The following is a 22506-nucleotide window of genomic DNA, read 5'->3' as shown; positions in this document are numbered from 1 at the left end:
AAGGAAGTTGATCAAGATGGAAAATAAAAAGTTTTCAGCTGCTGATATTTTATCTGTTGCACGTATGGTATCACGTGATTTAAGCGTATCGGAATTATTTGAAGAAGCTATAATAAACAAAGAGGCCGTACTTTCCAAACGTGGAGCGATCTGCATATACACCGGCAAATATACCGGCCGCTCCCCCAAGGATAAATTTATCGTTGATACTCCTGCCGTACACAATATCATAAGCTGGACTAATAACGCCCCATGTACAGAACGAACTTTTGAACGATTGTACGCAAAAATGAAAAACTTTGCTAAAAATCATCGGCTTTACGTCAGTGATAATTATGTTGGTGCCGATCCGGACCACCGTCTACAGGTAAAATGTATAACAGAAACCGCGGCACAGCATCTTTTTCTAAAGGAACTGTTCATAAAACCAGAAACTCCGCCAACTACGCCGGAAGGTTTCACCCTTGTATGTTTTCCCAGCGTAAAGGCAAATCCGATGGAAGATTCAGTACATTCCGAAGCATTTGTAATAATAAACTTTGATTACAGAATGGTTTTAATCGGTGGAACCAAATATTGCGGTGAAATGAAAAAATCTATCTTTTCAGTAATGAACTATCTCCTGCCGCAAAAAGGTATTTTATCAATGCATTGCTCGGCTAATGTAGGTAAAGACGGTAAAACAGCTATCTTCTTTGGCTTAAGCGGCACCGGTAAAACTACACTATCGGCAGATCCGCACCGCAGTCTGATTGGTGATGATGAACATGGCTGGAGTGAACATGGTATCTTTAATATTGAAGGTGGCTGCTATGCCAAATGTATTCATTTGACAGAAGACAGCGAACCGGAAATATACAGGGCAATTAAATATGGTTCTGTATTGGAAAATGTCGTTCTTAATCCCCGTACCCGCCAGGAAGACTATGATGATGCCAAATATACGGAAAATACCCGTGTGGCTTATCCCTTGGAATATATTCCCAATGCAATCCATCCAAGTATGTCCGGACATCCGACAGCTGTCATTTTCTTAACAGCAGATGCTTTTGGTGTATTACCGCCGATTTCAAGACTCAATCCTAAGCAGGCCATGTATCATTTTCTATCCGGTTACACCAGTAAGGTAGCCGGTACTGAACGCGGTATTGTTGAACCGCAGGCAACTTTCTCTATCGGTTTTGGTGAACCATTTTTACCGCTGCCACCATTAAAGTACGCCCGTCTGCTTGAACAAAAAATAAAGGAACATAATACTAAGGTTTACCTGGTCAATACCGGCTGGACAGGTGGTCCTTACGGAATAGGGTCAAGAATGAAATTAAAATTCACCAGGGCAATGCTTTCAGCAGCACTAGACGGTAAACTTGACAGTGTAGGCTGGATACCAGACCCTATCTTCAAGATAGAAGTACCGGACTATTGTCCGGATGTACCCAGTGACATTCTGAAACCAGCCAATACCTGGGCTGACAAGGCAGCTTATAAACGCCAGGCTGCTAAGTTAGTCGGCCTATTCAATAAAAATGTTAAAAAATTTAAAGGTGAAATTGATGAAGACATTCTCAGCATGGGGCCAAGCATTTAATTAACAAGATATTTCATCTTACCGCTGTTTTTGTATAATAATAACTAAAATACCCCACATTATTCTTTCCATAATATAGCCGGATAATGTGGGGTTATTTTTCGAATTTCTTCTATACACAAATACCATCAAATAAAACTGCCAGGACAGCTGACAAAAAAACTTACTGCATTAGTTTCATCTTAAAACAAATGTTTTATAATTATCCCCTGCTTTTTACCTGTTGAAGCTTCGGACCCATAATACGTTTATAGGCTTCAACACCCGGCTGATTAAATGCATCGACATCGGCCAATTCCCCTTCATACGCAACAGATAAAGCCAACATATACAAAAGCTGACCAAGATAATAAGCATTCAATTCCGGCAGACTAAACAATGCATTAAAACGGCCATTTGACGCAAGTGCATCAGCATTTGACTGTCGTGCCACTTCCAATGCCTGTCCCATAGTCACTCCTGCTATATCGGCAAGTTTATGGGCCTGCGGAAAGACATTGGGAATGGTTAAATCATTTGTCCATTTTTCAATACGGATAAACTGTACTATCTTATTAAGACGACCTTCTTGATGCTGCTGCGTTTGTGAATGCATATCACGTGTTCCCAAGGCCACAATCGGAGTCCGTCCGTAGCAGACTTCTTTTCCTTCTTTATTGAATTGTTTCCCAAGTGATTCAGCCAGCAGCTGAATATACCACATCGAAACGGATTCAAGATAATCCCCATATGGCATCATAACTTCTTCACTACGTCCATATTTTTCCGATGCGATAAATTTCAGTGCAGCATTAAGCATAGCCGGATTCTGCCATATATCATCATTTTGACAATCAATATCCATCTGTTTCGCACCAGCCAGAAAAGCCTCAATATCAAAACCTACTGCTGCTCCCAAAACCAATCCTACTTCACAAAAAATAGTAAAACGTCCGCCAACACCATCCGGTACAGCGAAACTTTCCCACTTATTTTCCATGGCCATTTTTTTTAGCAATGTTGGTTTTTCTGTATTGGGATCAGTAACAGCAGTTACTTCGACCTCAACATTTGGATTATTCATTAATGCATCATAAATAACCATAAAATTAGACATCGTATCAAGTGTGCCACCTGATTTAGAAATACAAATCAGCATAACCTTATATTTATGCGGATTTTTTTTATCGTGATGCATTGCCATATCAGCAGCATGGTTTATATAGTCAATTAAATCCTTTGTGCTGCGCGGATCAATGTTATTACCACTAAAAAATACCCGAGGATAACCATCGCGTTCTTCCCGTGTTTTCATATTCCAAAAGCTGCCACATTGCACATCAAACAAAACCTTATTACCTAAAAAAGAACCGCCTATTCCCAATGAAATAACCGTATCAATACGATTTCGCATTGACTGTCCAAATTTTTTAAGACGATCAATCGATTCCGGGGAATTAAGGTTTCCTTTTTCAACATATGGCAGCTGACTGAACAATACCTTTTCCGGTGTACCATCTTTTGATAAATGTGCTTTGATTACACCAGTTTTACGCATAGTGTCCATTGCCTTATGAGCCTTACCTAATTGTGGTGCCAGTTGCTCTACATCATCCCTGGTCACACGTCCCTCACCAACAAGATTTTCATAATCAAATTCAAAACCCGATTTCAATTTTAAGCTCATTTACCAACACCCTTTCACTGTTCTTCTTTTAACAATAATGGCCCAATAGTATGCATCATATAAGCCATAAATCTATCCCGTAATTCCGGACGTTTTAATGCATACTCCACAGTTGCCTCTAAAAAACCCTCTTTATCACCAATGTCATAGCGTCGTCCGGAAAAATTGAGGGCAAATACTTTTTGTTTACTGCCCAGTTCACGAATAGCATCTGTTAACTGTATCTCATTACCACTACCCGGTACCGTATGCTCCAATATTTCAAAAATCTGCGGTTGCAAAATATAACGTCCCAAAACAGCCAGATTTGACGGAGCCCTATCTATTGCCGGTTTTTCCACCAGGGTTTTTGCCTGCCATACATTATCCTTCACCCGCACAGGATCAACAATACCATAGTTACAGACCTGCGAATGAGGAACTTCCTGGACTCCCAGAATACTGCCACCCAAATCATCATAAGCCTTTATCAATTGCAACAGACACGGTACCTCAGAATCCACCAAATCATCGCCCAATAATACAGCAAATGGTTCATTCCCGACAAATTGTTTGGCACACAAAACAGCATGTCCCAACCCCCGTGCCTCTTTTTGCCTAATAAAATGCAGCGATATACTTGAAATTTCTTCGATCATCTTGAGCATTTCATATTTTCCCTTGGCCTTAAGCTGCATTTCTAATTCCAAAGATCGATCAAAATGATCTTCAATCGAGCGTTTATTACGCCCGGTTATTACCAGGATTTCTTCAATACCCGATGCAATAGCTTCCTCGATAATAAATTGTATTGCCGGTTTATCAACTATTGGCAGCATTTCCTTAGGCTGGGCCTTTGTCGCCGGAAGGAACCTCGTTCCCAGACCGGCTGCCGGAATTATTGCTTTTCTTATTTTTTTCTGCACAAAAATTACCTGCCATCATTTTATTTTATCCAAGTATCTGTATTTATGCTCTTATAATATTAAGCAGTTCATTAGTTTTAACTTCGAGCAATTTCTTGTCACCACGCGATTCTACATTAAGGCGAATCACCGGTTCAGTATTCGAAATACGCAGATTAAAGCGCCAATTATCATAAGCTACGCTCAGTCCATCTGTTTTATCAACCTTACCAGTCCTGCCGTATAATTCCTCAATTTTTTTCATTACAGCTTCGGCATCTTTTACCGTACTGTTAATTTCACCGCTTATCGGATATCGCTGCATACGTTCAGTCAGCAACGCCGAAAGCGGTCTGTCTGCTTTTGACAATAATTCTGCCACTAAAAGCCACGTTATCATACCACTGTCGCAAAATGTAAACTCCCGAAAATAATTATGTGCTGACATCTCGCCGCCATAAATCGCATTTTCCCGACGCATTTTTTCTTTGATAAACGCATGTCCACTCTTGCACATAACGGGTATACCACCGGCTTCCTTAACAATTTCGATCGTATTCCAAATCAGACGCGGATCATATATTATCTTCGCTCCCGGTGTCTTTTCCAAAAATGCTTTTGCCAAAAAACCAACAATATAGTACCCTTCGATCATACTGCCTTTTTCATCAAAAATAAAGCACCTGTCAAAATCTCCATCCCAAGCCACACCAATATCAGCTTTATTTTCGCGTACAGCCTGTGCTGTAGCCGCGCGATTTTCCGGAAGCAGCGGATTGGGAACCCCATTGGGAAAATTGCCATCCGGTTCATTATAAATTTTTATAAACTTAAACGGTAAAAATTTTTCCATGACATCAAGTACCGGACCGGCGGCGCCATTACCGGCATTAACAACTACCGTCAACGGTTTCAATACCTTTTTATCGACATAGCCTAAAATATGTTCAACATATTCATTCATAATATTTTTCTGACTTACAAGGCCGTGTCTGAGTGCCAGACGACCCAGCTCACCATTGATAACTTTTTCTTCTATTCTTTTAAGTCCCGTATCAGAACTTATTGGGCGGGCACCTTGTCTGACCAGCTTCATTCCATTATAATCTTTTGGATTATGGCTGGCAGTAATCATTATTCCACCATCGAGCTGCAAAAAATATGTGGCAAAATAAATCATTTCCGTGCCACATTCTCCGATGTCAACAACATCACACCCCATTTCCGTCAGACCGCGTATCAATGCTGCTTTGATTTTAGGTCCTGACAATCTGATGTCATTGCCCACTACTACCCTTTTGCTATTAAAAATATCAACAAACACCCGACCTATTCGATAAGCTAGTTCCTCATTTACCTCACTTGGATATTTTCCGCGAATATCATAAGCCTTAAATGCTGTACGTTTTAATTCCATGCTTTATCATTCCCTTCTACCAATTATGCCTGACTATACTATATCTGGCAGTTACCGGAACATTGTATTTTACCATTGTCACATTATTATCTCACAAGCCATTTTGAGCAACTGTCAAATAAAACCATCATTTATGCTGCTATTATTTATTCGTTATAAAGATAAATTTTCCCTTTAAAAAACAAAGCTAAATTATATATTATTAAAATCATTATTCAATGAGCTGCTTTATAAGATCTGCCCAGACTGCGGCGCGTATAATAATACATCATTGCCAGCGGCAGACATGATCCTATCCATGCTAACGGATTAGCCAGGCAGGCTCCGATATAACCCCATGCATTGACAAGGAACACCGCTGCTATGCCACGCATGACCAGCTCCATAATACCGGCAATAGTGGGAACAATACTTTGGCCCAGCCCCTGCAATGTAAATCGATAAATAAACAGCAATGACAAAATAATATAATTTATCCCATCAATTATTAAATATAAATGCCCATACTCAATAACTTTTGTCTGACCCGGTCCGACAAACTGCTCCAGCATCAATGGGCTGAGTGTTATCAATATAATCGCAATACCAACAGCAAATCCGCCCGACATCAGCATGCATTTTCGTACGCCCTCATCAATACGGGAAATTTTTTTAGCGCCGTAATTTTGCGCTGTATAAGCGGCCATTGCCATACCGAAAGACATCATCGGCATGACTGCTATAGAGTCGATCTTTTGTGCAGCGGCATAAGCAGCAATCGCTGTTTCACCCAGATTATTTAAAGATATCTGTAATATTATTGCCCCCAATGCTATTACCGAAGCTTGAAACCCCATTGGCAGCCCTATCCGCAAATGCTGCCAAATAAAATTCCATGACAGATGCCAGTCTTCACGTCTTATCCATAACAATGGCATTTTTTTAGCAATGTACCAAAAACATAGAGCAACCGAAATTACTTGACAGATCACTGTTGCTTCTGCGGCCCCAGCAACTCCCAGCCCCAACATCGGAATAAATATTATCTCCAAAACTATATTAGCCACCGTGCCAAAAATTAAAAAATATAAAGGCGTTTTACTGTCACCCAATGCCCTGATAAAATTCATCATCATATTAACCATTATTAATGCACCAGCCCCGGCATAAATAATACTGATAAATGAATATGCCATATCAATTACATCCGGTGGTGTCTGAATAAAAACCAGCATCGGTCTGGCCGATAATATTCCCAGCAATGTTAATATAAGCGTGGCAGCTAAACTTATCAATAAACAAGCTGCCGCACTTTGTCTCACTCCGGTAAAATTACCTGCCCCGAAACACTGTCCGGTATAAATGGATAACCCACTCGTAAACCCCATAACAAACCCCACCAGTAAAAACATCAGACAACCACAGCAACCCACTGCCGCTAAAGCGCTGACGCCTAAAAACCGGCCGACAATAAGCGTGTCTACTAACAGGTACATCTGTTGAAAAACATTGCCGGCAATAAGTGGCACAGCAAAAGAAAATATCAAGCCTGCCGGCCCGCCTGATGTTAAATCTTTAGTCATTAAAATTCCCCAGTTCTAAATTAATTTATATATATTTACTTTTTCCCCTGCATATTATATAGTAAATATATATTTACTATCGCAATCATAACATAAATTTAAAGCTCATTTCAAGCAATGTATTATTCCTCAAATACAGCCGTAATGTAATAAACCTGCACGATATGAGTTATTATTGAACCAATTTAAAAATGGCAGGCGTATTATAATGGAAATCTGGAAACGAAATCTTGCGATTTGCTGTTGTGCAAGTTTTATTGTATCTGTTGGCATGAGCCAAATGGCACCTATTTTACCACTTTATATTGAATCACTAGGTATTAACAATTTTCAGGAAATAGAACGCTGGTCAGGAATCATTTTCAGCTGCAATTTCATCAGCCTGGCAATTTTTTCTCCCATATGGGGACGCTTATCAGATAAATACGGACGCAAACCCATGACCCTGCGTGCCAGTTTATGGCTTGGCATTATTATGGTGGGAATGGGGCTCGCCCAAAATGTATACCAGCTTGCCGGGCTGCGTCTCGCCCAGGGAGCTATGAGTGGTTTTCAGGCAGCAATAATCCCCCTTATTGCTCAATCCACTCCGAAAGAACATTCTGGCTGGGCTTTGGGTATATTTTTTACATCACAGGTAAGTGGTGCACTGCTGGGACCGTTATTTGGCGGTCTATTATCTGAAACAGTCGGTTATCGGGAAAATTTTTTTATAATCGGTGCCTGTTGTTTTGTCGGTTTTTTGCTGCTTTTTCTTCTCAAAGAAAATTTCCATCCACAGCCACAAATCGCTGCCTTGACATTAAGCCGCACCTTTAATGCACTTCCAGATAAAAAATTAATTATCGGCCTTTTTGTCACGACACTTATTATGCAGTTCGCACTAATGTCCATTCAACCAATCATTACCGTATATATAGCGCAATTAGCTGCCTCACCCGAACATCTGGCACTCATAGCCGGAATTGTTTTTTCCTGTGCCGGTTTTGCCAGCATGCTTTCGGCATCACGCATTGGACGGCTGGCCGATACCATTGGTTCACAAAAAATACTTTTTATCTCACTGTTATTAAGTGGCTGCTCTTTTATCCTGCAGGGGTTCGTGCGAACTCCTGCTGAACTCGGCGCACTTCGTTTTATCCTCGGTATCGCAACAGCCGGCCTTCTCCCTTCAGTAAACAATCTTATCCGCCAATATACCCCTTCAGCCTGTCTGGGACGCATCTACGGATTTAATCAATCCGCACAGTTTTTGGGGATGTTTGCCGGTTCGTTCCTTGGTGGGCATCTTGCGGCACTTATTGGTATCAAAAATGTTTTTTTTATAACAGCGCTTTTATTATTGCTTAATGCCGTATGGTGCCGTGTGATGATATACCACCCTAAAAGATCCAATTAAAAAGGACTCTGCCAAAGGCAAAGCCCTTTTTAATTGGATCTTACATCTATAAGCCCATCGGTGTAACAGCCGATAACACATAATCTCTAAAATATATAGTTTATTCATTCATGATCAATGCCATAAAAACAAGATTTTCAGCAGATCTATTTTCAATGCCATGACTTTCACCGACAGGACAAAAAGTCGTATCACCTTTTTTCACAGTAATTTCATTGCCATTATCATTATATAAACCTGTTCCGGTAATTATATGATATGTTTCATTATTACCTTCGTGCTTATGAAATCCCAGTGAACATCCCGGTTCCAAGGTCACTTTAGCAAACATCTGGCACTTATCCTTCATTTCAGCGGCAGTTATAAGATGTTCTATTAAGACATGTCCCTTACCGCCGGCTTTTTTTTCAGTCCGTATAACTTTTTGTTTTTCCATCAACATAATAAAACGCTCCTCTTATCAAAAAATTTATTATATTAATCAGTTCGCTGTAGTGAAAAAATATCCTTTTTGTAAATACAGCTCTCTTTTCTAATATTCTTCTTAAACAAGTCATTCAAACAATAAAATCACCATATCTATTAATTTTATGTTACTATATAATATGATATTTATATATGCCATAATACACATTGGGAGGATTCCAGTTAATGATTTACCTATTGAAATTTGGTGCCAGTCTTATTTTACCCCCCGGCATTTTTTTTGTATTATTTTTACTGTTAGCTATATATTGCTGGAAATATACAAAAAAATACGTTGCCATTATAATATTAATTCTAACGATGAGTTTATATTTACTGTCAACAAGCTGGATGTCGCAAAAACTTGTCAGCAATCTGGAAAATGAATATAACCCACCAGTGTTTCCGACAGGTGATGCCATAATAATGCTGGGTGGCGGAGCTACTTTAGATACTCCTGATGTAAGCGGAACAGGTGAATTACGCAGCATTCCGGCAAATCGTCTTTTAACGGCGGTACGTCTGCAAAAACTTCTCAATGTCCCCATTCTCGTTTCCGGTGGCCAGGTATATGAAGACAGCGGGAAAGAAGCTGTCATTGCCAAACGTATATTACTCGATTTAGGAGTCCCGGAATCTAAAATACTAGTAGAGGATAAAAGTCTTAACACTAAACAAAATGCCCGTTTTTCTGCGCAAATATTACGTGATCATGAACTTTATGAGCCAATTTTAGTGACTTCTGCATTCCATATGAAAAGAGCCGTTTTAAATTTCGAACAAGAAGGTGTGACCGTAACTGCCTATCCTGCTGATTATATTGAAAACAAGGAACAAGTCTTTCATTACAACAAACTGGCTCCTTCAGCCGGTGCATTGGCCGACACGGAAATGGCTCTGCAGGAAAATCTGCGATTTTTGGTGACAAAATATCTAAAATACTAAAAATAAGGTCAGCTTTTACTGTTTATCCAATAGCATCTTCCCACAAATAACTGGTCATTGACAATGATCCCAGAGTGCACGCATTATTAAATACAGTAAGGCTGTCCGTCTTTTCCACAGCCCCAATGGCTACCAATAACGGATAAAAATGATCCGGTGTCAAAAACGCATTCTCAGCGCATTGGCCGGCTTTTTTATAATCAACGACTGCCGCATAATCTTTTGCAGCAGTTTTTTCCTTAATATAACCATCAAATTCATCAGCCCAAGCATAACCATCAGACATGTTCCAATTCACCATTCCCAAATTATGCACGACGTTGCCACTGGCAAAGATTAATACACCGCGGCTGCGCAATCCGGCAATATCCCTGCCTATTTGCAACTGTTCTGCCCCACTGGCATTTTTGTCAATACTGAGCTGATATACCGGGATATCTGCCTTTGGATACATTCTGCACAACACAGACCATGTCCCATGGTCAATACCCCAAGTATTATCAATACTGACGTTTTTTGTTATCATTGCTTGTGTACATTCAGCTAATTGAGGTGATCCTTTTACTGGATACCGCACTGCATAAAGCTCCTGGGGAAAACCATACATGTCATAAATCATATTGGGTGATATAGACGTTGCTATTCTTGTTCCGTCAGTATACCAATGTGCTGATATTGCCAATATTGCCCGCGGCCGCGGCAATATATCGGCCAAAGAAATCCATTTTGCCGAAAAAGCATTGTTCTCCACAGCGTTCATTGGTGAACCATGTCCAATAAATAAAACAGGCATTTTTGCCATTTTTCCACCTTCTTTCATCTGCTATCCCTTTATAACATCCTTTTCCGAACTGATAAACTTCTCATCATCTTCCCCCAAATACTCACCACTGGACACTTCGATTATTATCAATGGCACCTTACCGGGGTTTTCTATTTTATATGGCGTAGTCATCGGGATAAATACACTTTCATTGCTATGCATCATGCGTACTTGCCCATTTATACCGACCAATGCGGCACCACGTGTCACTATCCAATGTACTGCACGATGATAATGCATCTTTTCCGGCAACACACCGCCTGGATTTATCGTCAGTTTTTTCATACGATAACCCGTTCCTTCATTTAACAGCGTCGCATAACCCCATTTATAATAGATAGTTGTATGTTCATCTACTTCACGTCTGCCGCGAGCCTTGAGTCTGTTTACAATCTCACGGACATGCTGGGATTCACCTTTTTGCGCAACTAAAATCACATCATCCGTTTCCACCACCATTATATCTTTAAGTCCAATTCCCGCTATCAGTCTGCTTTGACCCCAAAGCAGACTATCCGAACAATTTACACTGATGCAGTCACCCTTGATAGCATTTCCGGAGGAATCTTTATCCAATACTTCATAAAGAGCATCCCATGACCCAACATCATTCCAATATAAATCCAGCGGCACCATCACTCCGCGCTGCGTTTTTTCAGCTACAGCATAATCAATGGAAATACCCGGCATCTTGGAAAAGGCTGCTGCTGTCTGCGCATAAGTTTCCAATATACAGCGATACACCGGTTCTGCATATTTGCGTAGTTCCTCACGATATGTGTGCCATGTAAAACAAAACATACCTGCATTCCAAAAATAATTTCCCTTTTTTATATACTCAACGGCTGTTGCCTTATCGGGTTTTTCCTTAAAGGCTTTTATTTTATATGTTTTATCTGACTGCTTTTCTCCTGCCTCGATATAACCAAACCCTGTTTCAGGACGCACCGCCTCAGCCCCAAACACGACAAACTGTCCCTCCCGGGCTTTCCCAGCCGCTTTCTGTACCATATCGCCATATACACTTATTGGCCGCACAATATGATCTGATGGCGCTACAAACAATGCTTCATCTTCACTGCCGCCCAATACATCACAGCAGTACTGCGCAGCCAGAGCTATTGCCGGTGCCGTATTTCTGGCCGCGCTTTCCAATACTATATGAACAGCTGATGCATCGCATTCAGCCAGCTCACTTTGTACCGAAAACAGATAGTCCCTGCCGGTAACAATAACGATATCCTCTGCCTTTACCAACTGACGAAATCTTTCTACTGTTTCAGCCAGAAGTGATTTATTTTTATTTATATGTAAAAACTGCTTAGGCCTTCTTTTACGTGAAAGCGGGAATAATCTCGTACCGCCACCGCCTGCCAAAATTATAACTTTCAAAACACTGCCTCCTTTTTCTAAACAACTTACACTGATCCTTTATCCCGCAGCTCCTGGATATACCGCTGTAATGCATCATGCCAATCCGGTAATCTGGTAAAGCCGGCATCCTCCAACGACTTCTTACTCAAACGAGAATTCAGCGGCCTTTTGGCTTTTGTTGGATATGACACCGCAGGCTGCCCAATTACTTGTACAGATATTTTGGTCTGCCGGAATATCTCCCTGGCATATTCTGCCCACGAGCAGATTCCTTCATTTGTTGCATGATAGATACCATATTTATCACTCATCACCATATCACATAGCAATACTGCCAAATCTACTGTATATGTCGGCGAACCGACTTGATCATCAACTACCTTGAGTACATCATGCGACTCAGCAAGGCGCAGCATTGTTCTGACGAAATTATTACCATTTATTCCGAACACCCACGATGTTCTCACAATAAAACACTCGTTAAGCGAACCGCGGACAGCCTCTTCTCCGTCTGATTTAGACTGTCCATAAACATTCAACGGCGCTTTTAATCCATTCACCGGATAAAATTCCCCACCGATTCCATCAAATACATAGTCCGTACTGACATATATCATCTTGGCCCCTATAGTTTTGCAACCCCGAGCCATTACCCGCGCTGCATCAACATTGATTTTCCGGCAAACATTTACTTCATCTTCCGCACTATCAACATCTGTGTAAGCTGCACAATGTATTACTGCATCAGGAGCATAGGCCGCGACAAAAGCTGCAGCAGCTTTACCATCAATTAAATCAAAATCTTTTCTTACCGCTCCATAATAATCAATTCTTCTTTTCGTCAACTCTCGACATACATCAAACCCCAATTGCCCCGAACAACCTGTCACCAAAATCTTCATTATATCCCTCTATACATTTATCATCGTAAACAATAATTCGCCTTTACTAATAAATTTTCCTTTATTATATATTTCTGTTTATCAGAAATACCCTTTAAGTAATAACTTCTGCCATTTTCCATCATAAAAAGTACATTTTCATGTACTTATCTAAATAATTGTGTATAATGAATATATATTATTGTTTAATCAGATTATAAAATTTAATTTTTTACAAAGGGTATATATTTTTCATGCAACGATTTTATTTTAAACATTACTTTTTCATATTTATGATAATTATTATGATAACAGCTTTGAGCGAAACAGCTGAATGCCAGACAGTAGAAAATGATAAACATATTCTTTTTATCAGCGGGTATAACCCGGATTATCCTTCCGTTAATGCTTGGATAGATGGAATAAAAGAACAATTTAATAAAGACGATACTTATAACTTTACATATTCTTATAGTTACTTCGACTTAATCCATTTTGCATCACAAGATGATTACCTGCCGGAAATGGCCCGCCACCTCGCAGCAAAATTTAAAAACGCGCCGCCGGATCTTATCATCTGCGATAGTTTCATGCTGCCATTTTTGCAAACTTATTCGCAAAAAATATTCCCCAACGTCCCTATTGCAGCCATTCAAGTCAATGATCCCGTACCGATAAACAGACAATTATTTGACAATCTCACAATTATTTCCAGTGACAACGATGACAAAGAAAAGATTATTCAGTTGATCCTTACCACCCGGCCAAATACACAGAAAATCTTCATAATCGTCAATGACTCACCACTTGGGCACAGCGCAATAAAATCTATTCTCGCCAATAAAGATAAATATCCAAATATTCAATTCGTATTTTCCAATAAAATGGATTATGAAGAAATATACAATAATATAAATACTTTTAAAAATGATACAGCAATATTATATTTATTTTGGAATAGATATGATGATAACAAAAAACTCCTTCCTCTGCAAATTTTCCAAAAAATATACCATTCAGCCAAAGTACCCATATATACGATAAATTCTTATTATATAGGTAAAGGGGCAACAGGAGGCTATATGCATAACTGGAAACAAGTCGGCCAATATGCAGCAAAAGCCTGTATTGATATTTTAGCGAAAAAAAAGCTTTCTCCTGTCATCAATACACCTAACTGCGTAAATCAATATATTTTTGATTGGTACGAACTTACCCGCTGGGGAATAAATGAAAACTTACTACCGGAAAATACGCAAATAGAAAATAAACCGCCTTCTCTATGGACACACTATAAAAACTGGATAATTTACGGCAGCATTGTTATTTTGCTTGAAACATCACTGACTATTTTTTTGTTCATAACATACAGAAAAAGAAAAAAAGCTGAAAATAAAGTAACCCAGCTAAACATTAATCTTGAAAAAATCATCCGTGAAAGAACTTCGGAATTGGAAAAAACTATAGCTGAACTGACAAGTACAAAAATCTTGCAAGAAAATACAAATAATTATCTTACTACCTTAAATAAAAAATTACATGAAATTTCAATAACAGATGAATTGACCGGATTAAATAATCGCCGCTACACAGCAAAAAAAATTAAAGAAATGATTCAAAAATTTAAAATCAGCGAAGAAATTTGGTCTTTAGGCATGGCTGATATAGATTTTTTCAAAAAAGTAAATGATAAGTATGGACATGACGCCGGTGATTTCATTTTAATCGAAGTATCTAAAATCATGAAAAAAAACTTATCCGGAATCGATATAGCATCACGCTGGGGAGGGGAAGAATTTATTTTACTGATGCCAAAAACCAACTTGGAACAAGCTAAAAATAAACTTGAAAATATCCGGCAGTTAATTGATAAAAAAATCTGGATACACAATGACAACGTATTACATGTTACTATTACCCTGGGAGTTTCAACAATTCATATTGACGATGCCGTCGAAGAAGATATTATAAAAAGAGCCGACCTGGCTCTTTATAACGGTAAAAATTCCGGACGCAACGTCACTATAACAGAACAATAAAAAAGGCTGCTGTACGTGTGCATTTTCATTCATAAACATGCAATATCCCAGTTTTCTTATCCGCCCTCAAAAAAGCAGGAGGATAACACGGTGAATTACATTTCTATGATGTCAATGCCATCGGTACGACAGCCTCTTTTTATAATTTCATTCAGACTAATTCGTGTTTAGTACTTCTTTTACCATTACTGGCAATTACCTGCATTTTATCATAGTCCAGCTCATTTTCCCAACGTGCTACAACAAAAGTTGCAATACCATTACCAACCAGATTTGTTAAAGCCCGGCCTTGTGTCATAAAACGATCTACACCGAAAATAAGTGCCAACGCCCCTACTGGTATTGACGGCATGCTTGATAGTGTAGCGGCAAGCACAATAAAACCGCTGCCGGTAACTCCGGATGCTCCCTTAGAAGTCAGCAGCAGCACTGCAATTATCGTTGCTTCCTGCGTAAAAGTCAGATCAGTATTTGTTGCCTGTGCCAAAAATATAGCTGCAATCGTCAAATAAATCGACGTCCCATCAAGATTAAAAGAATACCCTGTAGGTATGACCAATCCAACAATAGATTTAGAGCAGCCCAATTTTTCCAGTTTCTCCATCATACGCGGTAAAACACTTTCTGATGATGCCGTACCAAATACAACCAAAAGTTCTTCCTTAAAATAATTGAGGTAATGAAAAAAATTTATCCCGGCCCACTTGGCAATAGGTCCAATAATGATCATCAAGAACAAAAAGCATGCCAGATAAAAAGTTCCGAGTAATTTCAGTAAATTGCTTAATGATCCAATCCCGTAAGCACCAATGGTAAATGCCATTGCACCAAAGGTCCCCACCGGTGCCAATTTCATAATTATATCAACAATCTTGAAAAATGTCTGTGAAACATCATTGATAATCTGCAAAAGCGGCCTGCCTTTTTCTCCCATCTTCGATAACGCCCAGCCAAATATAATTGAAAATAGTAATATTTGCAAAATTTCCCCTTTTGCAAAAGCATCTATTACTGTATTGGGAATTATATTCATAAAAAACTGTCCGACAGTATGTGTCTGTGCCGCCTGTGCATATGCAGCCACTGACGACGCATCAAGTGTCGATGGATCGATATTCATTCCCTGACCGGGTTTCAAAACTTCTACGAGCAATATGCCAAAAAACAGGGAAAACGTAGTTACTGCTTCAAAATACAGCAAGGCTTTACCACCGACCCGGCCAACTTTCTTCATATCACCCATACCGGCAATACCGCATACTATAGTACAAAATATAATCGGACCTATAATCATCTTAATTAATTTTATAAATGCGTCACCCAACGGTTTCATTTCCGTACCAAGGGCAGGGTATAAATAGCCAAATACAATACCAATTATTATTGATGCAAATACCTGAAAATGCAATGATTTAAAAAATTTCATACTCAAAATAGTACAACCTCCCTTTGTAATACACTAGCAGCAATATCTTTTTCAATCTTGCTCTCTAACGGTTAATTACATTTTGTCATAAGAATGATTACATTTTGTTATTATACTCTAAATCTGAAAAATTTTCCATATTATTAAAAAGTGTACAGTATACATTACTGATTCATTATCCAAAAATTATTTATTTGACCCAAAAGATTGCTGTATAATAATTTTGCCCTTACCTTTACAATATGCTAAAATATATACTAATTTAAATTTTGCACTTATAAATTATTATGAATTTAGTATATATTAAATTTTTATCTTCAAAGTTTAAATTTATCGTCATAAAACAATCTAAAGAGGTGTCCATTTTCATGATTCACAAGAAACTTTCTTTGTCATCTTATGTATTTGTCGGTTCAATGCTGTTCGGCCTGTTTTTTGGTGCGGGAAATCTGATTTTTCCAGTGCATATGGGGCAGGAAGCCGGCAATAATATCATACCGACAATTTTGGGTTTTCTCCTCACCGGGGTAGGACTTCCATTTCTTGGTGTCTTAGCAATCGGCATATCCGGAAGTTCCAGTCTGTATGATCTATCCAGCCGCATTCATCCTTATTATGCTGTTTTTCTTACAGTTGCCCTTAATCTCACCATTGGACCAATTTTTGCCTTGCCAAGGACTGGTTCAGTATCATATGAAATTGGTCTGGCACCGTATATTGCCCCGCAAAATCAAACATTGTCCTTATTCATTTTTACTTTACTATTTTTTCTTATTGCTCTCATATTTTCTCTCAAGCCCAATAAAATATTGCTGTGGGTAGGAAAAGTGCTAAATCCTCTATTTTTATTATTTTTGGCCATTCTCATCATCATCGCCTTTTATCAGCCGATGGGCGGCGGTATTATTCCCCCTGCCCACGATGCCTTTAAAACCGCACCATTTTTTCATGGTTTTACGGAAGGTTACAACACAATGGATGCTCTGGCATCACTTGTATTCGGAGTTATCGTAATTGATACATTACGCGGCTTAGGATTGAATCAGCCCAGTGATATAGCCGTTGGTACAATAAAAGCCGGTATTGTGACCTTAATACTGATGAGCATAATTTACGCTTGTTTAGCTTATATTGGTGTATTCAGTGTCAACCAATTTACCGTATCCAGTAATGGCGGTATTGCTTTAGCCCAAATAGCCGACTATTATTTAGGAATGATTGGTGATGTCCTGCTTGCCATCATAGTCACACTGGCTTGTTTAAAAACGGCTATCGGCCTTATAACCGCTTGCTCGGATATTTTTCATAAAATGTTTCCCAACTCCTTATCATACAAAAACTATGTATTTGTCTTTACAATAATTTCCTTTATTATCAGTAATGTAGGTTTAACTCAAATAATTAATCTGGCCGTTCCCGTATTGATGTTCCTCTATCCATTATCCATAACCTTGATACTCTTGGCCTTATTGTCTCCACTATTTGGCAATCAGCAGATCGTATATGTTACAACAACAATTTTTACTATATTTGCCGCTTTGGGCGATGCCTGCAACAATCTGCCTCTCTTAATAAAAAATACCGAGTTTATTCAATCTATTTTAAATATCTATAATTCATTACTGCCCTTCTTTAATATCGGCATGGGATGGATATTACCAGCCGTTATCGGTTTTATAATCGGCTGTATATTTTGTCTGAAAAGTAATTTTAATACGTTTAATCAGCATTAATGTATCTATTTTTTTTAAATAGTTAACGTTATAGTCATACATTTGACCACATTATTGTTTTATCGTATAATAATGTATATTAACAGTATACATTATTAGGAGGATTTAATGAAAAAGATTTTCTTCATGCTCGCTGCTCTCCTTTTGTTCAATGCCACAGTTCTGGCTGCCCCTGTTAAACCCGAATCACCACTTATTTTGCGCGGACACATATCTGGCATCAATAATCATTACATCACCGTTGTTGATAATAATAATAAAAACAGTGTAGTGATATTGGTTGGATGGGACACATTGATTTTATCCGGCGAATCCGGCAAAGATGTGCCACTTGACCGTCTCAATGTTGGTGATGATGTTATGGCATATTATAGCCATATAATGACTCGCAGTCTGCCACCGCAGTCACATGGCTATGCACTGATCATGACTCCCAAGAACAAAACCGGCGCAATGTATGCTATCGTATCTGACCCGCAAAAAACTGCGAATGGTGTTCGTTTTCTCGATGAAAGCACCAATACTTATGTGACAATTCCTCAAAACGTCTCTGTTGAGTTGCAAAATGTACAAAATGGTGACTGTGTGCTGGTATGGTATGCCACGGTTGCTCTTAGCAACCCGGCTCAAGCATTTGCTGTAAAGGCCGAACCACTCAACATTGATTAATTAATCAGCATCATTGAGACCATGAATAATAAAAACGACAGTAAAAATACTGTCGTTTTTATTATTCATGGTCTCAAATCCATTTGGAAACAAAAAATAAGACCGCGAATCCATGTTTTTAGCAATTATATTTGCTATAATAATATCTATAATTTAACTATAGACAGGTGACATAATTTATGATTGATTTAAAAAAACTTAACACAGAAAATCGCAATTCTTTTACTATGAATATAGATACAAAAGATACCTTTACTATATGCCGTATTATTAACAACGAAGACAAAAAAGTCGCTGATGCCGTTGAAAAAATCCTGCCAGCAATTGCTGCCGCCATTGACAATATCGTTGATAAATTAAAAAAAGGGGGGCGGCTTTTTTATCTTGGAGCCGGCACTTCCGGACGTCTTGGTATTTTAGATGCAGCTGAATGTCCGCCGACCTACAGCATCTCTCCACAGCTTGTACAAGGAATAATTGCCGGAGGAAAAGAAGCTGTATTCAAAGCACAAGAAGGTGCTGAAGACAACAAAAAATCTGCTGAAGATGATTTAAAAGCCAAAGCCTTTTCATCCGATGATGTACTCGTCGGTCTTGCCGCCAGCGGCCGTACTCCTTATGTTATTGGTGGATTGAAATATGCCCAGGGAATTGGTGCCACAACCATCAGCGCGGCCTGCTGTAGCAATTCAGCCATTGCCCGCTATGCCGACTTTCCACTTGAAATGATAACCGGACCGGAGGTCATAACCGGCAGCACCCGAATGAAAGCCGGTACTGCTCAAAAAATGCTTTTAAACATGCTCTCCACTGCAGTCATGATAAAGCTCGGCAAAGTATATCAAAACCTAATGGTTGATGTGCATGTCTCCAACTTAAAACTTCAGGAAAGGGCCGTGCGCATAATCATGGCTGCCACCGATGTTTCTTATGAATCAGCTGTCGAATTATTAAAAAAAACCAACGGCAGGGTAAAATTGGCCATTGTTATGCACCTGACTGGTGCTGACATGCCACAGGCACAAAAATTACTTGCCTGCAGCAACGATTCTATCAGACAAATACAAACTGATATTGGAAAGGTTAAACAATGCAGCAATTAATAAAACAAATTTATCTCCTACTGCGCAATTATAAAATAAATAAAGTTTACAACTGCATGACCAGATTGCGGCTGCAATTGACCATTACCGACAATCTGCCACTTGATAAAATAAAAAAACTCGATGGTGTAATGGGAGTTGTCCTGAACGGCAATGAACTGCAGATAATTTTAGGTCCCGGTAAAGCCACGACAGCTACCGAAATCATGCAGCAATTTATAAATAACAAAACCATTTCAAATCCTGATTTTACTGCAGCTGAGCAATTACACACTGCCATCCGCAAAAAAAATGCTACCCCATTTAAATTACTGTTAAAAAAAATCAGTGGCATCTTTCTGCCATTGATTCCCGCTTTTATTGCCTGCGGCCTTATAACCGGATTATTAAATATCATCTTGAAAACAGATGCTTCACTCAGCCTGAATCCAATAATCCAAATATTAAAAATAGCCGGCACCAGTGTCTTTTGGGGTATTAACATCTTTGTCGGTATCAACGCGGCAAAAGAATTTGGTGCTTCCCCTATGCTGGGTGGAACAATGGCCGTGATCATAACTCACCCGGCATTATCCGATATAATGCTGTTTGATGAAAAACTTTCTGCCGGGCGCGGCGGTATCATAGCGGTTTTACTGGTTGTAGCTTTTTCTTCCTGGCTGGAAAAAAAACTACACAACATCATTCCTCAGATGTTTGATCTATTTCTCACACCACTGCTGGTCATTTTACTTGCTACTTTCCCAGCAATATTCATCTTACAGCCTGTCGGCGGTATAATTGCCGACTTTATCGGACAGACAGTAACTACCGCTATCAGTTCCGGTGGCATGCTGACTGGATTTATCCTCGGCGGCACATTCTTACCTCTCGTCATCACCGGACTGCACCAAGGTCTGACGCCTATTCACGCACAATTATTAGCCAAATACGGTGTAACCGTACTTTTGCCTATTTTGGCAATGGCCGGAGCAGGACAAGTCGGTGCTTCTTTTGCCGTATATTGCAAAACCAAAAACCAACGACTAAAAAAAATCATTATTTCCGCACTGCCTGTCGGCATAATGGGCATTGGTGAACCACTCATCTACGGCGTCACCCTGCCCTTGGGAAAACCATTCTTTACAGCCTGCATTGGTGGTGCATTAGGCGGCGGTATCCAGGCAATGAACAACGTAGGTGCTTCTGCTATAGGTATATCAGGTCTACCCCTGACAGCTGCTACCGACAACATGCCTGCCTATCTATTTGGTCTTTTTACTGCCTATCTTACAGGATTCATTGTTACCTACCTTGTCGGTTTTGAAGATCCTGATGAATAATTCTGTATGCTCGATATCACAAAATTACTTATTGTGCGGACAAACCGCCTTCCCAGAATGTATCAATTAAGCTATTTTATTTTAATGAGGTGACTTGATGAACAACGGCATTTCTCTTTATCCCGGTCTGGAAAATTCTTTTGAAGAAAATCTGCAGCTGATAAATATTGCTGCTGACTGCCATATCAAACGAATATTTACTTCCTTCCACATCCCCGAAACCAATTTTGCCAATTTTCGCAGCCAATTTGACCAACTTATGAAAGCGGCATCACAAAACAATATGGAAATCATTGCTGATATTTCCCCTGACACTTTGACATTACTCGGCAGCAAAAAATTCAACGCTTCTTTATTTAAATTAAAAGGCATCAAACGCCTTCGTATCGATTATGGTTATGAAAATGCGGTGATCAGCGAGCTCAGCCATAATTCTTGCGATATAAAACTTCAGCTTAACGCATCCACTGTTACCAGACGTATCCTCAATGAACTGGCACTGTATAACGCTGATTTTTCGCACATTGATGCCTTGCATAATTTCTATCCGCATCCCGGTACCGGCATATCGGAAAAATTACTGGCCGATAAGACACAAATGCTGCAGGAAAACGGTATAAAAGTGGGCGCTTTTATACCCAGCCATAATCGACCCCGGCCTCCCTTGAAAAAAGGACTGCCAACCTTAGAAGAGCACCGTCGTCTGCCCTTTGACCTGGCAGCCCGTCACCTATGTGCTCTCGGTGTCAATTCAATTTTCATTGGTGACAGCTTTCCTACAATTGATGAAATCCAAACTCTGGCCCACCTACAAGAAAACATTGTCACTATAAAGGCCCGTCTTTACAATAAAAATCCTGCTGTTGGACAATTGTTGCAGCACAACACTTTCACTGCTCGTCTTGATGAAGCCCGTGATGTTATAAGAACACAAGAAAGCCGCCAATTATTCAATGATCTTTCTATCACACAAGCAAATTCCATAGACCGTCAGATTGGCATGATAACGTTAGATAATGATTTATACGGACGCTACAAGGGCGAACTGCAAATTATAAAAAATCCCCAGCCTGCCGATGAAAAAACAAACGTTGTCGGTCAGATTCCTGCCAATGAAATATTTTTACTGCGATATATAACTCCCGGCAGAAAATTCCGGCTGGACTTTTCCTGATAACTGTTTCAATTCATATATCAGCACAATATTTCA

General features: G+C 39.4%; 18 protein-coding genes. 9 read left to right on the top strand and 9 right to left on the bottom strand.

Annotation, left to right across the window (positions count from 1 at the left end; all coding sequences use genetic code 11):
• Nucleotides 1-16: 16 nt before the first annotated feature.
• Nucleotides 17-1588 (top strand): phosphoenolpyruvate carboxykinase (ATP), encoded by a 1572-nt coding sequence (pckA, locus tag I6751_RS03200; protein ID WP_196591684.1) that lies wholly within the window; start codon nucleotides 17-19, stop codon nucleotides 1586-1588.
• Between the two features lie 202 nt (nucleotides 1589-1790).
• Here pckA and I6751_RS03195 read toward each other — a convergent pair whose 3' ends face one another.
• From I6751_RS03195 to I6751_RS03180, 4 genes are all read right to left on the bottom strand, one after another.
• Nucleotides 1791-3254, bottom strand: a complete 1464-nt coding sequence (locus tag I6751_RS03195) for a glucose-6-phosphate isomerase (RefSeq protein WP_196591683.1) — start codon at nucleotides 3252-3254, stop codon at nucleotides 1791-1793.
• A 14-nt stretch (nucleotides 3255-3268) separates the two neighbouring features.
• A complete protein-coding gene (gene galU / locus I6751_RS03190; RefSeq protein WP_414153182.1) occupies nucleotides 3269-4159 on the bottom strand; it encodes a UTP--glucose-1-phosphate uridylyltransferase GalU in 891 nt (296 codons plus the stop codon).
• A 43-nt stretch (nucleotides 4160-4202) separates the two neighbouring features.
• On the bottom strand, nucleotides 4203-5555 hold the full coding sequence (locus I6751_RS03185) for a phosphohexomutase domain-containing protein (protein WP_196591682.1): 1353 nt from the start codon (nucleotides 5553-5555) through the stop codon (nucleotides 4203-4205).
• 215 nt (nucleotides 5556-5770) lie between these two features.
• Nucleotides 5771-7117 (bottom strand): MATE family efflux transporter, encoded by a 1347-nt coding sequence (locus tag I6751_RS03180; RefSeq protein ID WP_196591681.1) that lies wholly within the window; start codon nucleotides 7115-7117, stop codon nucleotides 5771-5773.
• A gap of 208 nt (nucleotides 7118-7325) precedes the next feature.
• Between I6751_RS03180 and I6751_RS03175 the strand changes: the two genes are divergently transcribed.
• Nucleotides 7326-8516: an MFS transporter gene (locus I6751_RS03175; protein WP_182188253.1), complete on the top strand. Its 1191-nt coding sequence runs from the start codon at nucleotides 7326-7328 to the stop codon at nucleotides 8514-8516.
• Nucleotides 8517-8616: 100 nt separating this feature from the next.
• Here I6751_RS03175 and I6751_RS03170 read toward each other — a convergent pair whose 3' ends face one another.
• On the bottom strand, nucleotides 8617-8958 hold the full coding sequence (locus I6751_RS03170; protein ID WP_196591680.1) for a cupin domain-containing protein: 342 nt from the start codon (nucleotides 8956-8958) through the stop codon (nucleotides 8617-8619).
• 209 nt (nucleotides 8959-9167) lie between these two features.
• On the opposite strand from I6751_RS03170, the gene I6751_RS03165 reads away from it, so the two are divergent.
• Entirely contained in the window at nucleotides 9168-9926 is a 759-nt protein-coding gene (locus I6751_RS03165; RefSeq protein ID WP_196591679.1) for a YdcF family protein, read from the top strand.
• A gap of 22 nt (nucleotides 9927-9948) precedes the next feature.
• Here I6751_RS03165 and ygiD read toward each other — a convergent pair whose 3' ends face one another.
• The 3 genes from ygiD to rfbD are packed head-to-tail and all read right to left on the bottom strand — an operon-like array spanning nucleotide 9949 to nucleotide 13025.
• Nucleotides 9949-10728, bottom strand: coding sequence for a 4,5-DOPA-extradiol-dioxygenase (gene ygiD, locus I6751_RS03160; protein ID WP_196591678.1), 780 nt, complete (start codon nucleotides 10726-10728; stop codon nucleotides 9949-9951).
• Between the two features lie 21 nt (nucleotides 10729-10749).
• Nucleotides 10750-12141, bottom strand: a complete 1392-nt coding sequence (locus I6751_RS03155) for a mannose-1-phosphate guanylyltransferase/mannose-6-phosphate isomerase (RefSeq protein ID WP_196591677.1) — start codon at nucleotides 12139-12141, stop codon at nucleotides 10750-10752.
• 26 nt (nucleotides 12142-12167) lie between these two features.
• On the bottom strand, nucleotides 12168-13025 hold the full coding sequence (gene rfbD / locus I6751_RS03150; RefSeq protein WP_196591676.1) for a dTDP-4-dehydrorhamnose reductase: 858 nt from the start codon (nucleotides 13023-13025) through the stop codon (nucleotides 12168-12170).
• A gap of 284 nt (nucleotides 13026-13309) precedes the next feature.
• On the opposite strand from rfbD, the gene I6751_RS03145 reads away from it, so the two are divergent.
• A complete protein-coding gene (locus I6751_RS03145) occupies nucleotides 13310-15043 on the top strand; it encodes an ABC transporter substrate binding protein (protein WP_196598985.1) in 1734 nt (577 codons plus the stop codon).
• Between the two features lie 151 nt (nucleotides 15044-15194).
• Here the strand turns inward: I6751_RS03145 and I6751_RS03140 are convergent, their stop codons facing one another.
• Nucleotides 15195-16469: a dicarboxylate/amino acid:cation symporter gene (locus tag I6751_RS03140; protein ID WP_196591886.1), complete on the bottom strand. Its 1275-nt coding sequence runs from the start codon at nucleotides 16467-16469 to the stop codon at nucleotides 15195-15197.
• A gap of 368 nt (nucleotides 16470-16837) precedes the next feature.
• Here I6751_RS03140 and brnQ point away from each other — a divergent pair, with 368 nt between their 5' ends.
• The 5 genes from brnQ to I6751_RS03115 all read left to right on the top strand — a co-directional run bounded on the left by brnQ (nucleotide 16838) and on the right by I6751_RS03115 (nucleotide 22470).
• Entirely contained in the window at nucleotides 16838-18202 is a 1365-nt protein-coding gene (gene brnQ, locus I6751_RS03135; protein ID WP_231037949.1) for a branched-chain amino acid transport system II carrier protein, read from the top strand.
• Between the two features lie 108 nt (nucleotides 18203-18310).
• Nucleotides 18311-18871: a hypothetical protein gene (locus tag I6751_RS03130; RefSeq protein WP_196591674.1), complete on the top strand. Its 561-nt coding sequence runs from the start codon at nucleotides 18311-18313 to the stop codon at nucleotides 18869-18871.
• Nucleotides 18872-19050: 179 nt separating this feature from the next.
• Nucleotides 19051-19974 carry an N-acetylmuramic acid 6-phosphate etherase gene (murQ, locus tag I6751_RS03125; protein WP_196591673.1) on the top strand — a complete coding sequence of 308 codons (924 nt, stop codon included), beginning with the start codon at nucleotides 19051-19053 and terminating at the stop codon, nucleotides 19972-19974.
• Nucleotides 19962-21296, top strand: coding sequence for a PTS transporter subunit EIIC (locus I6751_RS03120; protein ID WP_196591672.1), 1335 nt, complete (start codon nucleotides 19962-19964; stop codon nucleotides 21294-21296). The genes murQ and I6751_RS03120 overlap by 13 nt, the downstream gene beginning before the upstream one ends.
• A 97-nt stretch (nucleotides 21297-21393) precedes the next feature.
• Entirely contained in the window at nucleotides 21394-22470 is a 1077-nt protein-coding gene (locus I6751_RS03115; RefSeq protein WP_196591671.1) for a DUF871 domain-containing protein, read from the top strand.
• Nucleotides 22471-22506: the final 36 nt, after the last annotated feature.

Origin of the sequence: Pectinatus frisingensis (genome assembly GCF_015732285.1) — a bacterium.
GTDB lineage: Bacteria > Bacillota > Negativicutes > Selenomonadales > Selenomonadaceae > Pectinatus > Pectinatus frisingensis.
This window is presented reverse-complemented; position numbering and strand designations above follow the sequence as displayed.